The organism is Collinsella sp. 1033st1_E11_1033SCRN_220408 (assembly GCF_039062465.1).
Classification (GTDB): domain Bacteria; phylum Actinomycetota; class Coriobacteriia; order Coriobacteriales; family Atopobiaceae; genus Parolsenella.
The window spans coordinates 20,824-34,093 of the sequence record NZ_JBCLNF010000011.1 but is presented as its reverse complement, the minus strand read 5'-3'; the positions used below and the strand labels follow the sequence as shown (position 1 = coordinate 34,093).

The window sequence follows — 13,270 nt, the reverse complement described above, 5'->3', positions numbered from 1 at the left end:
ACCTCGGGGGCGTTCGGTTAACTGCGGGAGCGTGCCGTCAGCTCAATGTGTTCGGTTGGGATCGGAAATCAACCAGCTGCAGTTGCTATGGCATCAAACCCAAATGCGCAGCAAGCTGAGCAAACGCAATGCAAACAACGACACCGCCGAGCGTATTAGTAAGGAACTGCTTGATTACGCTGTTGAAAAAAATGTGCTTAGGTTTAATACGCGCAACACCATCGCAGGTGGAAACCTTGATGCAGACAAAATCTTCAAGCTATTCGACAGACACGGAATTTCAATTCACGATGATGTGGCGAACTGCAGAACTGACGAACTCAAGGGCGAGCTTGAAGACATCAAAGACAGAAGAAATGCCCTCGCACATGGCTCAGTATCGTTTGCAGAAGCAGGCAATCAAGTAACAACATCGGAGCTTGCGGAGCTGGTCAATCATGTTGACTCGTTTTTGACGCAGCTCCACCAGGATGTTTCTACCTACCTCAACGCCGGCGAGTATCGGCGCAGCATGTCCGAATCAGGAGAGAATTAGTGTGCGCAGGCAGCGATTATGCTCTTGCCTACGGCCTCGCCCAATTTAGGTGGCACGGCGTTTCCAATATGCCGTGCCACAGCTTTCTTGCTGATCTTCTCGCCAGGCCTAATGAACTTGTAATCCCGCGGGAAGCTCTGCAAGACGGCGCCCTCACGCAAGGTTAGGGCTCGATTTTGCTCTGGATGCCCAAACCGGCCCGTACCGTACATATAGAACTGCGTAGTTATGGTTGGGGACGTCTCGTCCCAAGCCATCCTCCCGTAGACCGCAGGGTATGTTTGGCCAGCAGCCTTTTTATGGCAATCAAGCCTCAGGTCCTCAGGCCAATCTCGCCACGTGCCATTAGGCGTTGAAGCCTTAATACGCTTCAAGTTTAGTTCTGATAGCGCCGACGCCGTTTGCAGAGAGTCCCCCTTGCAAGAGCCGCCAGCGCTCACGGCAGGCAGCGCACCTATTGCCTGCCGAACCGTAACAGCATGAGCGTCATCATTCGTTGGGTCAATCAAGTTGATAGACCCATTTTTAGAGGCAAGCAGTATCAATCGCCGCCGATGCTGGGGCACACCGTATTCCTCAGCCTTCACGACGCTGTATTCCACCGAGTATCCGGACTCCTTGAGCGTGTTCAAGAAGTCAGCGAAGATGCTCTCCTTCTCGAGCTCGGGCACGTTCTCCATGGACACGTAATCTGGCTTCACTTCGCGCACAAGCCTTCCGAACTGCGCAAGCAGCCCCCAGTCCTTGTGCTTTTCGCGATGCTTCTTGTCTTTGCGGTGCTTCGAGAAGGGCTGGCAAGGGGCGCATCCCACCAGGACCTTGATGTCAAAGTCCTTCAGGAGCTCCTTGACTTCCTCCCCGGTGACCTCGGCGATGTTCTTGCAGATGAACTTATCCTTGCCGTTGTTCGCGTCGTAGGCGTACTGGCAGGAGGAATCGAGATCAAACCCGGCCACCACATCGATGCCAGCGGTGCGCAAGCCATAGGTCAGGCCCCCGACCCCGCAAAACAGATCCACGGCGCCGATGGAGGCGCTCTGAGCCTTATCCTCCGTGGAACTATCAACGCTCATCGCAATCACCCCTTCGGCGTCCTAGAATGACCGTATGCGAGCGTCACAAACTCGAAGAGAATTCAACTCGCTAATCTTATAGATTAGCAGCAATCAGAGGGATTGGAGGCCTGAGCTTGAAAACGTCACTGAGCGGCTGCACGCTTCCCGCGAACAGCATAAGCGCAGGTAATCACCATTGTTTCCATCCCATACAAAGCGTTTCGAACCACTGATAGAGGTTATACCATGCCCAAGTCCTGGCACACCGTCGCCATCGCCGACCTCGAGTCCCGCCCCGAGTGCGCCCACCGCGCCTACCTCGACCCCGAGGAGGAGTGGAACGGCTGGGCCTGCCCGTACTTCGAGAAATCCGAAGTCGAGCGAATGGCCGCATGGCTCCTAGAGTTCGATGACGGCCTCGTTTACTCGACCGAGGACGACACCTTCACCACGACCTACGACCCCGACCTCCCGGAGGCCTTCAAAGGCGAGGACGTGGGCGGCATGCACCTCTATCCCATAGGCGCGGGCTCGTGGATCTGGGTCATCGTGGACGGCGAGTCAACGCCCGCCAGCGAGGACAGCGCCGCTGCATCCGGCACCATCGCACCCAGCGCCGCAGCCTCACCCGAGCCCCGTGACCCGGCGCAGCACGTCCCCGTCGATTAGCTCCCCGCGCAAATAGCACTCGAACACGTCCTCCGCCGGCAGTTCCCACATCTCCACGCCGTCCGTGAACGGCCCGCCCAAAGGCTCGAAGACGCCCGGGAACGCGACCCGCCCCATGCGCCGCACACAGCCGCCGTGGCGCGGCACCAGGAACACGTTCGCCACGCGCGAGAAGCCGCAGTCGAGCACGAAGCGCCTGTACGCGCTCTGGTAGAGCACTTGCTTCGTCACGGACTCCACGCCCGGAACGCCGCGCACGCGCTCGCCCAACGTCGGCGTGTAGTACTTCGCATCGTAGATGCAGAACGCGAGCCCGCCCGCGCCGTCTCCGTGCACGGCCACCACGTCGGGTATGAGCGTGTCCACCTCGCCACAGGGCTCCTCCACGCCCTCGGCGTCGTAGCGCGCCCACTCCGGCCTCGGGATGATGCCGAGCAGCGTCTCGCGCCCGCGCATGGTCCACTCGCCGCGAAGCTCCACGCCAAGCGAGTCAAGCCGGTCTGCCAAGCGGTCACCGAAGGCCGCCTTGCAGGCCTCCTCCCACGCGTGGTAGAAGCTCGTCGTGCCCAGGCATAGCTCGTCCTCCGGCGCTGCGTACTCCTCGCCGGGGTTCAGGTAGCGCAGCAGCATGTCGATGACGTCCTGCTTCCACGTCACGAACTGCACCGAGCGCTCCTGCTCGAGCCGGTAGCTCACGGCCTCGGCGTCGCCGAAGTCCTCGAGCTCCTCGCCCGAGATGCGCACCGGCGCGAGGCCCAGCAGCTCGTCGATGCCCCACGCCTCCAGGTCGGCCGAGCAGCGCGTGAGCACGCAGCGGTGGAGCCGCTCCACGAAGTCGGCGGCGTCGCGCGAGGTGCCGCACGTCTTCAGGTCGAAGTACGCCGGCGCGTCGCCGTCCATGAAGGGCTGCAAGGCGGCGATCGTGGGCTCCCAGGCTATCTCGCCCGTGCCGTTGTCGCGCAGCACCCGCACGTAGTTGGAGTAGATGCCGTTCTCCTCGTAGGACTCGAGGAGCCGCAGCATGAGCGCGAAGGAGCCGCCGTCCTCGAGCGCGTCCGGGTCGGCCGCGCCTATGCTCGCGAGGCCTCCCGACGCCTTCCTGAGCACGCGGAACACCTGCTTGAGCTCGTCCTCTGAGGGCTCTGTGCCGAGCGGGTAGTACTTCGGGTACGCCACGAGGAGCTTGCCCTTGAAGCGGGCGAGTCCCACCCACGTGACCTGATACTTGCCGATAGCCTCGGCGTCTCCCCCGGGGTCGTAGCCGTCGGGCAGCGAGTCGGAGCGCAGCGTGAGAATGCCTCGCGCCGAGAGCGAGCGCACGCACGCGAGCGCGTCCTCGGCCGAAATCCCCAGCTTGTTCGCGATCCCCCGGACGGTGTAGCAGTCCCGCTCCCGCACGAGGACGGGTTTGAAGGGCATGGCCTTACACCTCCTTGCCCTCGTCGGCGCCGTCGGTGACGCCCTCGGCAACCCTGGCTACGGGCACCATGGCGAAAACAGCGTCGCCGACCTCGTCGAAGCTCGCGCAGATCTCGGAGTAGGTGGCGCCCGCCTTGTCGGAGAACACCTTGCCCCGGCGCATCTTGGCCGCGTCCTCGAAGAGGTAGAGCAGCACCTTGCTCTTGAACGCCTCCGCGAAGGCCGCGTCGTCGTCGAGCACGGAGGGGCGCAGGAAGAACGGCCCCATGAGCTTGTCCTCGTTCACGCCCGCCTTCACGAGCAGGCCGTTCACGGCCTTGCGCAGGTCGTTCCACAGCACCGGCTCGCGTTCGGCGCCGAGGCGCACGACCTTACCAGCGATGACGTCCTCGCCCGCGTCGATGCCCATGTAGCGGAACTCCCAGCGCCGCTTGAAGGCCGTGTCCATCGGGAACACGCCTTGGTCGGCGCTGTTCATCGTGGCCCAGAGGTAGAGATTGGGCGGCAGGGCCATGGAGCCGACGCGGCGTGCGCGGTGCTCTTGAGCGGTGTAAAGCCCAGAGACCTCCTCGGGGCAGCCCTGCCAGCCCCCATTGGCGTGCTCGAACTTCAGATAAAGGTACCCGCCCAAATCCTCGGAGACCGACACGGGGTACTCGCTCGCGCCATCGTCACCACGGTCAAGCAGCTGGAAAACGTCACCGAAAACGGCGGCTGGATTCGCGCGGTTAATCTCCTCGATCACGAGCACATAGCTTTCATCTGGGTGCGTCATTGCCTCGACATAGCTGCGCACAAGAGGGCCGGGAACGAACTCGTACGAGATATAGGGCTTTCCCACGGTATCCAACAGCGATTCGTCATCACGTTGCTCGGGATAGCGCATAGTGGGCTTGTAGCAACCAACAAATGAAGCGTAGCTGTAGTCCGGGTGGAAGGTCACGCGACGGGTGTGCGCCGCGTCGAAATGCATCTTGGCGAGCGCGTCGAGGTCATGGGACTTGCCCGTACCGGGCGCACCGAAGTAGATGAGGTTGCGCGGTTCGTGAATGTCAGCAGTGACCAAGAGCCTCTTCGCTGCCGGGAATGTGCTCTGCTTCACCAGGGCGCTCAAGTCAGGGTAGACGACGAACAGGTCGGCAAGAGAGGTCGCCGAAGCCATCCCGCACGCCGAGAGCAGCGCCCCCATATCGCTTCGGACGCCGTACTCGACCTCTCGTATGGTCTGGTTCGCATAGTCGCTCAACCCGACCAAAGGCATCTCGGAGAAGTGGATGTAGGCGTCGGAATACGCCTCCAAGAGGTCGTTCTTGTCCATAGACTTCGGAAAGACATAGCCTATGGAAACAGTGGTCTTTGAGTCATCGTTGTGCTTGTCTCCGAGCTCAACGGCCTCGATTCTTGCGACGGCGCGAAAACCTTGCTTCCACTCAGTCCTCATGCCCTTCGAGTTGTCGGAGCCAAGCCAAAGCAGGGCGTAGGTACCGGCCGCGAGCGTCCTCGGAACCTGCTTGCAGACTACGGTCAGCGAAAGCGGCTCCTCTTGAATGCCAGCGACGCAGGCATCAATCTTCTTTATGTCATCGACGCTGTCTTTGCCCAGACGCATCGTGACGAACTTTGGAGCATCCATCATGACCTAGCCTTCCTGCCGGACAATACTTCCAAGCCCTCGCGCAGCGGGGCAAACAGCTGCCTCTGGTTGCTGTCAACCCTCCTGAGTATCCCCTCGGCCGCGTTGGGCGTGAGGTAATACCTCTGCTTGACCTCGTGCTTCTCGACGATTTGGTAAAGCGTCGCAGACTTCGGCTTGCAGGGGGACTCCCTGTGGGCCGCGCCGAGGAATCTCCCGTCCCACATCAAACCGGACTTGGGCCACACGAGCTTTTCGTGCTCGGCCTCAATGTCGGGCAACTCGACCCAGGGGGAATTGGCGAAGGACCCGAAGCCTTCGACGGGGTTCTCTCGCTCTTCGGAAGCGCCCTTAAGGACCGCCTTGATCCTGCCAGCGATCCACTCTATGACCGGAACGGAGACGGCGTTGCCGATGGCCGCGTAGCGCAAGGAGTCCGAATCCTCGGTGTCCCCGTCGATGTTCGTCCAGTTATCGGGGAAGCCCTGCAGGCGCTCACACTCGATGGGCGTAAGCCTCCGTACGCCGTTCTCGCAGGTGACGTAGGTCCTGCTCCAATCGGTGCCGGTATGCCTCCCCGAGGTCGCGGCGAGGCAATAGCCCATCTCGGCAACACGGGGGTACTTGCCTTTCGGCGTTGACTCGGTGATGAACGACGAGCGGACGCCCGGCTGCTTTCCGGGGAGCTCATTCTCGAAAAGCGAGTCAAGCGCCTTGCTCGGAGAGCCCTTCCAGCAGCAGAGGTAAACGCGGGGGCGCGACTGCGGGACGCCAAAGTACCGGCTGTTGAGCTGCCTCCACGCAACGGCATAGCCGAGGTCGTTGAGGGTGGAGAGGATGACGCCGAAGTCGTTGCCGTTGTTGGAGTTGAAGAGGCCTGCGACGTTCTCTATGAGCACAGCCTCGGGCTTTCGCTCGCCGATCAGCTCGGCAAACCTATAGAAGAGCCCGGAACGGCTACCCTTAAGACCAAGCCGCGAAAGCGAGCCACGAGCAACAGATATGTCCTGGCAAGGAAAGCCCCCACACCAAACATCCGCTTGGGGAATCTCGTTCGGGTCAACTTCGTTGATGTCGCCGGCCTTGATGGCGTCTGGCCAATGCGCGGCCAGAACGTCGTTGCAAAAGGCATTGTTCTCGCAAATGAAAGAGTTGCTGAAACCCTGGTGCTCGAAGCCAAGGTCAAAGCCACCAATACCCGCAAAGAACGAGTTGACTTTCAGATTGTTGTTCTGTGTATCAGGCAACCGAATACTCCATTCAAATCAAGCGGTCGTCAGTGGTGGCTACTCTTCATCAAGCAGCGCGTCTATGAGACATGTGCGTACATACGCGCTGAAACTAAGGCCTCGTAGAGAGGCTTTTTCGGCAACAGCACTTTTAAGGTTGTTAGGAATCCGAATCGTAATCGCCGTAGTATCGCCACCAGTCAAATAGGAGCGCTTATCATTCGAGGAAGCACCTTGCTCTTCGAGCTCTACAAAATTCATGGCTTGCTCCTGAACCGTAATGCAATACAAACGGTGCAATTTTACCATGCTAATTAGCAATGCGACATGGCCAATTAGCTGCGAGGAATCCTACAACAAAGCGGGGACAAAAAATGAATCTCTACTTTTGGCCGTCCGGTGTAATACCTCGATAAGCCTAACGAGCTCCCGCACATCCGCCCCACGCTCGCCAGCGTTTCAACTTTTCAGCCGCCCCGCGGCCGGGGGCCGGCCGGGCTCGGCGCTGCTCGTCGGGGGTCGTTCGCGTCGTGGCCGCGTGCGCTCCGGGCGCTTCCGCCGGCTCGGTCGCGCCAAGCCCGTCCGTCCCCCGGTCCCCGGGCGGCTGAGCCCTCGCGGCAACGGCACCACCCGCCCGCGCCGCAAGCATCGCTCAGGCTCAAACACGAGCCGCAACGACGCCAGACCTACCCAGAGCGCCTATGCCGTGAGATAATGCCTCTACACGCTCCTGCGCGTGGAGAAGCTCGAGAAGAGCGGCAAGTGCTCGGGCGCCGCCATGAACATGATTCACAAGCTCCTCAAGCAGATTCTCAACAAAGCCATGGACTACGACCTCATCCTGCGCAACCCGGCAGACAAGGTCAATGCCCCCAAGGTTGATGCAGTGGACCGCCGCTCCCTCAGCGCGAGAGAGGCCCGTAAGCTCATCGCAAGCATCGATGCGGCCGAGCACGCCGCCTACGCCAAGCGCGACGACATCGAGCGCAGGCAGGCCGCCCGCAAGGACACTTCTGAGCGCTGTTACCTTCGCAGCCTCTCGGCCATCGGCAACGTCATCGCAGCGCGCATCGGCCTTGCCACGGGCATGCGCCGAGGGGAGGTTCTGGCGCTCACTTGGGACCACATCGACTTGGAAGGCGCAACCATCCAAGTCGAGAAGTCAGTCACGGTCTACGGCGAGGCCAAAGACCCCAAGAGCGAGGCTGGCAAGCGCGTCCTCAACATCGATGGAGAAACCGTGGAGCACCTGAGGTCGTGAAAGGACTACCAGGCGTCCGAACTCGACAAGATCTGCGTCGTGCAATCGGGCTCCACCCCGGTCTGCTGCTCGGACAAGGGCGAATTCGTCAATCCCACGAACTTCTCCCGCTGGTGGCGAGGCTTCGCAGAGAAGAGCGGCTTTCCGCACCTCAAGTTCCTCGAGCTTCGTCACACGCAAGCCTCTCAGCTCATCGCAAACGGCGTGGACATCAAGACGGCCCAAGGTCGGCTCGGCCACGCATCGGCCACCCTCACCATGAACCAGTACGCCCATGCCCTGCCCGAGAACGACAGAAAGGCAGCGGAGCTCATAGGCACCCTGTTCTCCCTAGGCCAAGAGAAGGACGAAGCACTGGAACTCACGGCCTAAGCAGTTGTTCTTCCCATTGTCTTTAGATTGTCTTCTGTAGGAGGTGGAGAGCTGCCCAAGCAAAGAAAAGAGGCCAGAAGCACTGCCTCTGACCTCACAATTCTTGGTAGCCCGTACCAGATTCGAACTGGTGATCTCCGCCTTGAGAGGGCGGCGTCCTGAACCGCTAGACGAACGGGCCATGTGGTGCAACGCAGGCGATGGCTGGGATGGAGGGAGTCGAACCCCCATTGACGGAACCAGAATCCGCTGTCCTGCCATTAGACGACATCCCAATGAATGCCTGCAGCGCCTTCGCGCAAGGAAGAACTATACGGGAGCAAAGGCATATGCGCAAGGACTAATTTCAAATTTCTTCGAGAGAACGAGTATGCCTTCACAAGTTATGCATAACCGCAGGTGAGAGACATGCCAGATGCGACGTGCTGCGCGCCCGGGCTCGCCAGTGACGACGCGCTACGCAGTCAGGCTCGGGACGGCGGCACGCACGGCCTTAGCGAGACCCACGCCCACGCAGGCCTTGATCGCGTCCAGCGCGATGAACGGCGCAGAGCCCGCGGCGAAGGCAGCCGCGAGGCTATAGCCGCCCGCAGTCGCGAGCCAGCACACGCCCACCGCGTGGGAGCACGCGATCGCGAGCACCGCCGTCGCGACGTCGCGCACGACACCGCCCGAAGGCATCAGCCGGCGTAGCACGGCAGCCAGAACTGCCGCGAGCAGGAATCCCAGGATGAAGCCGCCCGTCGGGCCAAACAGAACGCCGAGGCCGCCGCGCATGCCGGAAAACAGCGGCACGCCAGCACCGCCAAGGAGCACGTACATACCCACAGAAAGGATGCTCGTGCGCCCGGGCATCGCGACGAGCACGAACACCAGCGCGAGCGTCTGCAGCGTGAACGGCACAGGCCCAAACGGCACCGTCACCCACGCAGAGACGGCGAGCAGGGCCACGCACGCGGCGGAGAATGTGATCTCCCGCGTGGAGAGGTTCGAATTCATGAGCATCCCCCTTGATAGCAATGCCGGCCGACGCCGCAACGTCGACCGGCTAACGTTAGCTCGGAAATGATACCGCCAATGGGGTCCTCCGTACCCGGAGCGCCGGGCGCGGTCCAGACGCGCAGGTCGCAAGGGGCACAGCACCCGGAGCACCAGACTCCCGGACCGCCCTAGACGGAGATCGTGACGTCAACCGTCTGGACGGGGACGTCGTAGAACGGGTCCTCCCTCCTGCCGAGGAAGTCGCGCGCCTGCTTCGGAAAGAGCGCATAGCTGAGAACGTCCTCCTCGGAGCGCGCGTACTGCGAGATCTCCTCGCGCAGACGCGGAAGCGCGGGTTCGATGAGGTCCGCGGGCCTGCAGGTGATCTTCTCGGCGCCTTCGGGCGCGCCGACGAGGACCTTAGCGGCGACGTCGGGGTCGATCGCGGCGGGCGCTGCCCCATAGCGGCCAAGCACGTAGTCGCGAATCTCCGTGGGCACGAGCTTGTAGCGCTCGCCGGAGATGACGTTCATGAGGGCCTGCGTGCCCACCATCTGCGAGAGGGGCGTCACGAGCGGCGGATAGCCGAGGTCCGCCCTCACGCGGGGAACCTCCGCCAGGACATCCTCGTAGCGACTCTCGAGCCCCTGCTCGGTCAGCTGGGAGAGGAGGTTCGAGAGCATGCCGCCCGGAACCTGATAGACAAGGGCCTTGGGATTCGTGTCCTTGACCTTGGGGTTGAGCTTGCCCTCCGCGCGGAAGCGGTTGCGCACGCCGTTAAGGCTCTCCACCGCGGGCGCGAGCGCGTCGAGGTCGAGCCCACAGTCATAGCCGAGCTCGCCAAGCGCGATCGCCATGGACTCCGTCGTGGGCTGGCTCGTGCCGCCGGAAAGCGGGCTCAGGCAGGTGTCGATGACATCCGCGCCCGCCTCGACGGCCTTCAGCAGCGTCATCTCGGCGATACCGGCAGTCGCGTGCGTATGCACCTCGAGTGGAAGGTCGCACTCCGCCTTGATGCCGCTCACGAGCTCGAACGCCGCAGCCGGGGTGAGGGTACCGGCCATGTCCTTGATGCACAGCGAGCTCGCGCCCATCTTGGCAAGCTCGCGGGCGAGGCCCACGAAGTAGGGCACGGTGTGGACCGGGCTCGTGGTGTAGCAGAGGGCGCACTGGCACTCGCCGCCCGCCTCGTGGCAGGCCTCGATCGAGGTGCGGAGGTTACGTACGTCGTTGAGGGCGTCGAACACACGCACCACGTCGATGCCGTTCTCGACGGACTTGGCCACGACGGCGCGCACCACGTCGTCCGCGTAGTTCTTGTAGCCGAGGAGGTTCTGGCCGCGTAGCAGCATCTGCAGGCGGCTGTTGGGCGCTGCCTCGCGAATGGCGCGGAGACGCTCCCACGGGTCCTCGTTCAAGAAGCGCAGGCAGGAGTCGAAGGTAGCCCCTCCCCAGACCTCGAGGGCGTGATAGCCCGCGCGATCCATGTCCGAGAGCACGGGGAGCATGTCCGAGAGGGGCATGCGCGTGGCTATCTGGCTCTGCTGGCCGTCGCGCAGGATGGTCTCGCAGACGCCCACGTGGCGGGCAGGCGCCTTCGCGGCAACGTCGCTAGTCATCGCTCCCTCCCCTCTTTGGCGGGAACAGGCGGCAGAGGGCAAGCGAGGCGAGGGCGATGATGCCCAGCACGAGGAAGTCGCCGCCCCACCCGAGGACGAGAAGCTCGAGCGACGCCTTAAGCGCCTCGAAGTTGACGCCCGAGACAAAGATGGTAGGCATGGCAACCCCCTAGCCCAGCACCGCGAGCAGAAGGCCGCCCGCGACAACGGAAGCGATCTGGCCGGCGACGTTGGCGCCCGCCGCCTGCATGAGGATGAAGTTCTGCGGATCCTCCTCGGTGGCCATCTTCTGGATGACGCGTGAAGACATGGGGAACGCGGAGATGCCCGCCGCACCGATCATCGGGTTGACCTTCTCCTTGCGGAAGAGGTTGATCAGCTTGGCGAACATGACGCCGCCAACGGAGTCCATCACGAAGCCCACCAGGCCGAGCGCGATGACGAGCAGGGTGTCTACCTGCAGGAAGTCCGAATAGACCATCTTCACGGAGACCGCGAGGCCAAGGACGATCGAGATGATGTTCACGAGCTCGTTCTGCGCGGAGAGCGAGAGGTTGTCGAGCACGCCGCACTCGCGAAGGAGGTTGCCGAACATGAGGAAGCCCACGAGCGGGAGCGACACGGGCGCGACGAGACCAGCGACGACGGTGATGACGATCGGGAACAGGATCTTTGCCGTCTGGGAGACCTCGCCCGCACGGTACGTCATGCGGATCTGGCGCTCCTTCTTGGTGGTGACGGCGCGAATCGCGGGCGGCTGGATGATGGGCACGAGCGCCATGTAGGAGTAGGCCGCGACCATGATCGCGCCGAGGTACTTCGAGTTGAGGACGTTGGCAACGAAGATCGAGGTAGGTCCGTCCGCCGCGGCGATGATGCCGATGGAGCCGGCGTCCGCGAGGTCGAAGCCCAGGACCACGGCGAGGATCGTCGTGAAGAAGATGCCAAACTGTGCCGCCGCGCCAAAGAGCAGCAGGAACGGGTTCTGCAGGATTGGGCCGAAGTCGATCATCGCGCCGATGCCGATGAACAGCAGGAGCGGGAAGAGCTCAGTGGCGATGCCGGCGTCAAAGAGCACCTGGAAGGGGCCCGCCTCGCCCGCCGTCTCGAGCACGCCGGTGTTGGGGAAGTTCACGAGGATGGTGCCGAGGCCCATGGGTACGAGCAGTGTGGGCTCGTACTCCTTCTTGATGCCGAGGTACATGAGGACGCCGCCGATGAGCATCATAACGATGCGGCCGGGCTCGGCGATCATCCCCATGACGCCATAGATCAGAGTTTCCATGGCCGCCCCCTAGCTGATGGTGAAGAGCGCGTCGCCAGGATTGACCATCTGGCCGGCCGTAACGTGAATGGCGGAGATGGTGCCCGCGTGCTCCGCGACGATGGCGTTCTCCATCTTCATGGCTTCGAGAACGAGGACACAGTCATTCTGCGCGACGACGTCGCCAACGTTGTGCTTGAGCTCGAGGATCTTGCCGGGCATGGGGGCCGTCTGGGCATCCGCGCCAGCGGGCGCGGCGGGCGACGGAGCGGGAGCGGGAGCGGGAGTTGCGGGCGCGGGAGCCACGGGAGCCGGGGCGGGCGACGCGGGGGTCGGAGCGGGTGCGACGGGAGCGGCTACGGGCGCGGGCGCGGCGCCGGGTTCCGTTAGCTCTTCCATCTCCACGAGATACTCAGTGCCGTCGATCTTGATCTTGAACTTACGAAGCATGATTCTCCTCCCCTGACGCAACGCGGCGCTGGATGCGCACGCACGAGAGCGCGCTCTCCGGCCTGTCTCCCGCGGCGATCGACGCCGCGATAAGCGAGACGCGTCGGTACTCGGGGTTCACCCGACCGACGCGCCGTATGTCCACTTTGGTGTTTGGGTTGTCGCCCGCTGCGATAGCGGCGGCGATGACGGCCACGCGAGAGCGCTCCTCGCCTGCCGGAAGGTCAATAAAAGGAGGGACATCAACCCACATCGCTTCATCCGAGGGCGCAGCCGCCTCAACGGGGGCCGTCACAGCGGACGAAGCAGCGTTATATGGCGTATTAGCAGCGTCTTTGCGTCCAAAGAACCTGCTGAGAAAACCCATCAGCCATCCCTCCCAAGATGCGGTTTCTTGTGCTGATGAGCTGAGCGTACCCCGATGGGTCGCTTATTTGTCAGGCTTTCTCCACACGGCGTCCACAATCCGGCGAGCGGGAGCGCACGTGGCCGACGGCGGCGCGTGAGACGAGGGCGACCACGTGCGTGGGCGGAGGGCGTGGGCGCGCGGACGCAGGCATGAGCTCGCAGGCGCAGGCTCGTCGAGACATGCAACTTATCGAGATATGGGTGCGTTTCCGGCCGCACAACTCGAGAAAGTGTGTGTTTCGACGCAAGAGCGGCTCTCGGGAGAGCGTGGCACGCGCCCAAGGCGGCCTTCGCACAAGAGCGGCCCCCGGAAAAGCGCGGCGCGCTCAACACGGTAACGCGAGCGCAACGCGGCGAGGGCCAGCGCCCGACGCA

General features: G+C 62.6%; 15 protein-coding genes and 2 tRNA genes. 4 read left to right on the top strand and 13 right to left on the bottom strand.

Translation table 11 applies throughout. The annotated features are described in order from the left end of the window. Positions 1-535, top strand: a 535-nt coding sequence (locus tag ABCN07_RS07250; protein ID WP_343006047.1) for an MAE_28990/MAE_18760 family HEPN-like nuclease, incomplete at its 5' end; no start/stop codon positions are given. On the opposite strand, the gene dcm is transcribed toward ABCN07_RS07250, so the two are convergent. Further along, positions 532-1,608 (bottom strand): DNA (cytosine-5-)-methyltransferase, encoded by a 1,077-nt coding sequence (gene dcm / locus ABCN07_RS07245; protein WP_343006046.1) that lies wholly within the window; start codon positions 1,606-1,608, stop codon positions 532-534. The two genes, ABCN07_RS07250 and dcm, sit on opposite strands and share 4 nt — an antisense overlap. A gap of 228 nt (positions 1,609-1,836) precedes the next feature. Here dcm and ABCN07_RS07240 point away from each other — a divergent pair, with 228 nt between their 5' ends. Next, a complete protein-coding gene (locus ABCN07_RS07240; RefSeq protein WP_343006045.1) occupies positions 1,837-2,259 on the top strand; it encodes a hypothetical protein in 423 nt (140 codons plus the stop codon). On the opposite strand, the gene ABCN07_RS07235 is transcribed toward ABCN07_RS07240, so the two are convergent. Genes ABCN07_RS07235 through ABCN07_RS07220 form a run of 4 tightly spaced genes read right to left on the bottom strand, consistent with a single transcriptional unit; the run spans position 2,215 to position 6,801 of the window. Next, positions 2,215-3,678 (bottom strand): LlaJI family restriction endonuclease, encoded by a 1,464-nt coding sequence (locus ABCN07_RS07235; protein ID WP_343006044.1) that lies wholly within the window; start codon positions 3,676-3,678, stop codon positions 2,215-2,217. The two genes, ABCN07_RS07240 and ABCN07_RS07235, sit on opposite strands and share 45 nt — an antisense overlap. Positions 3,679-3,682: 4 nt before the next feature. Next, positions 3,683-5,314: an AAA family ATPase gene (locus ABCN07_RS07230; RefSeq protein WP_343006043.1), complete on the bottom strand. Its 1,632-nt coding sequence runs from the start codon at positions 5,312-5,314 to the stop codon at positions 3,683-3,685. Then, positions 5,311-6,558: a DNA cytosine methyltransferase gene (locus tag ABCN07_RS07225; protein WP_343006042.1), complete on the bottom strand. Its 1,248-nt coding sequence runs from the start codon at positions 6,556-6,558 to the stop codon at positions 5,311-5,313. The genes ABCN07_RS07230 and ABCN07_RS07225 overlap by 4 nt, the downstream gene beginning before the upstream one ends. A gap of 39 nt (positions 6,559-6,597) precedes the next feature. Further along, entirely contained in the window at positions 6,598-6,801 is a 204-nt protein-coding gene (locus ABCN07_RS07220) for a hypothetical protein (RefSeq protein WP_343006041.1), read from the bottom strand. A gap of 475 nt (positions 6,802-7,276) precedes the next feature. Here ABCN07_RS07220 and ABCN07_RS07215 point away from each other — a divergent pair, with 475 nt between their 5' ends. Next, on the top strand, positions 7,277-7,801 hold the full coding sequence (locus ABCN07_RS07215) for a hypothetical protein (protein ID WP_343006040.1): 525 nt from the start codon (positions 7,277-7,279) through the stop codon (positions 7,799-7,801). Positions 7,802-7,840: 39 nt separating this feature from the next. After that, positions 7,841-8,173 carry a tyrosine-type recombinase/integrase gene (locus ABCN07_RS07210; RefSeq protein WP_343006039.1) on the top strand — a complete coding sequence of 111 codons (333 nt, stop codon included), beginning with the start codon at positions 7,841-7,843 and terminating at the stop codon, positions 8,171-8,173. 104 nt (positions 8,174-8,277) lie between these two features. Here the strand turns inward: ABCN07_RS07210 and ABCN07_RS07205 are convergent. From ABCN07_RS07205 to ABCN07_RS07170, 8 genes are all read right to left on the bottom strand, one after another. Then, a tRNA-Glu gene (locus ABCN07_RS07205) sits at positions 8,278-8,354 on the bottom strand. A 20-nt stretch (positions 8,355-8,374) separates the two neighbouring features. Then, a tRNA-Gln gene (locus ABCN07_RS07200) sits at positions 8,375-8,448 on the bottom strand. A 181-nt stretch (positions 8,449-8,629) separates the two neighbouring features. Continuing rightward, on the bottom strand, positions 8,630-9,172 hold the full coding sequence (locus ABCN07_RS07195) for a biotin transporter BioY (RefSeq protein WP_343006038.1): 543 nt from the start codon (positions 9,170-9,172) through the stop codon (positions 8,630-8,632). A 170-nt stretch (positions 9,173-9,342) separates the two neighbouring features. Then, a complete protein-coding gene (locus ABCN07_RS07190) occupies positions 9,343-10,773 on the bottom strand; it encodes an oxaloacetate decarboxylase subunit alpha (RefSeq protein ID WP_343006037.1) in 1,431 nt (476 codons plus the stop codon). Beyond that, positions 10,766-10,933 (bottom strand): OadG-related small transporter subunit, encoded by a 168-nt coding sequence (locus ABCN07_RS07185; protein WP_317286221.1) that lies wholly within the window; start codon positions 10,931-10,933, stop codon positions 10,766-10,768. The genes ABCN07_RS07190 and ABCN07_RS07185 overlap by 8 nt, the downstream gene beginning before the upstream one ends. Before the next feature lie 9 nt (positions 10,934-10,942). After that, positions 10,943-12,058 carry a sodium ion-translocating decarboxylase subunit beta gene (locus ABCN07_RS07180; protein WP_343006036.1) on the bottom strand — a complete coding sequence of 372 codons (1,116 nt, stop codon included), beginning with the start codon at positions 12,056-12,058 and terminating at the stop codon, positions 10,943-10,945. Between the two features lie 9 nt (positions 12,059-12,067). Further along, positions 12,068-12,487: a biotin/lipoyl-containing protein gene (locus tag ABCN07_RS07175; RefSeq protein ID WP_343006035.1), complete on the bottom strand. Its 420-nt coding sequence runs from the start codon at positions 12,485-12,487 to the stop codon at positions 12,068-12,070. Further along, positions 12,477-12,854, bottom strand: a complete 378-nt coding sequence (locus tag ABCN07_RS07170) for a hypothetical protein (RefSeq protein ID WP_343006034.1) — start codon at positions 12,852-12,854, stop codon at positions 12,477-12,479. The genes ABCN07_RS07175 and ABCN07_RS07170 overlap by 11 nt, the downstream gene beginning before the upstream one ends. Positions 12,855-13,270: the final 416 nt, after the last annotated feature.

Coding starts and splice junctions, on each gene's coding strand:
- dcm (WP_343006046.1), bottom strand. CDS start 1,608: ATGAGCGTTGATAGTTCCACGGAGGATAAGGCTCAGAGCGCCTCCATC.
- ABCN07_RS07240 (WP_343006045.1), top strand. CDS start 1,837: ATGCCCAAGTCCTGGCACACCGTCGCCATCGCCGACCTCGAGTCCCGC.
- ABCN07_RS07235 (WP_343006044.1), bottom strand. CDS start 3,678: ATGCCCTTCAAACCCGTCCTCGTGCGGGAGCGGGACTGCTACACCGTC.
- ABCN07_RS07230 (WP_343006043.1), bottom strand. CDS start 5,314: ATGATGGATGCTCCAAAGTTCGTCACGATGCGTCTGGGCAAAGACAGC.
- ABCN07_RS07220 (WP_343006041.1), bottom strand. CDS start 6,801: ATGAATTTTGTAGAGCTCGAAGAGCAAGGTGCTTCCTCGAATGATAAG.
- ABCN07_RS07195 (WP_343006038.1), bottom strand. CDS start 9,172: ATGAATTCGAACCTCTCCACGCGGGAGATCACATTCTCCGCCGCGTGC.
- ABCN07_RS07190 (WP_343006037.1), bottom strand. CDS start 10,773: ATGACTAGCGACGTTGCCGCGAAGGCGCCTGCCCGCCACGTGGGCGTC.
- ABCN07_RS07185 (WP_317286221.1), bottom strand. CDS start 10,933: ATGCCTACCATCTTTGTCTCGGGCGTCAACTTCGAGGCGCTTAAGGCG.
- ABCN07_RS07180 (WP_343006036.1), bottom strand. CDS start 12,058: ATGGAAACTCTGATCTATGGCGTCATGGGGATGATCGCCGAGCCCGGC.
- ABCN07_RS07175 (WP_343006035.1), bottom strand. CDS start 12,487: ATGCTTCGTAAGTTCAAGATCAAGATCGACGGCACTGAGTATCTCGTG.
- ABCN07_RS07170 (WP_343006034.1), bottom strand. CDS start 12,854: ATGGGTTTTCTCAGCAGGTTCTTTGGACGCAAAGACGCTGCTAATACG.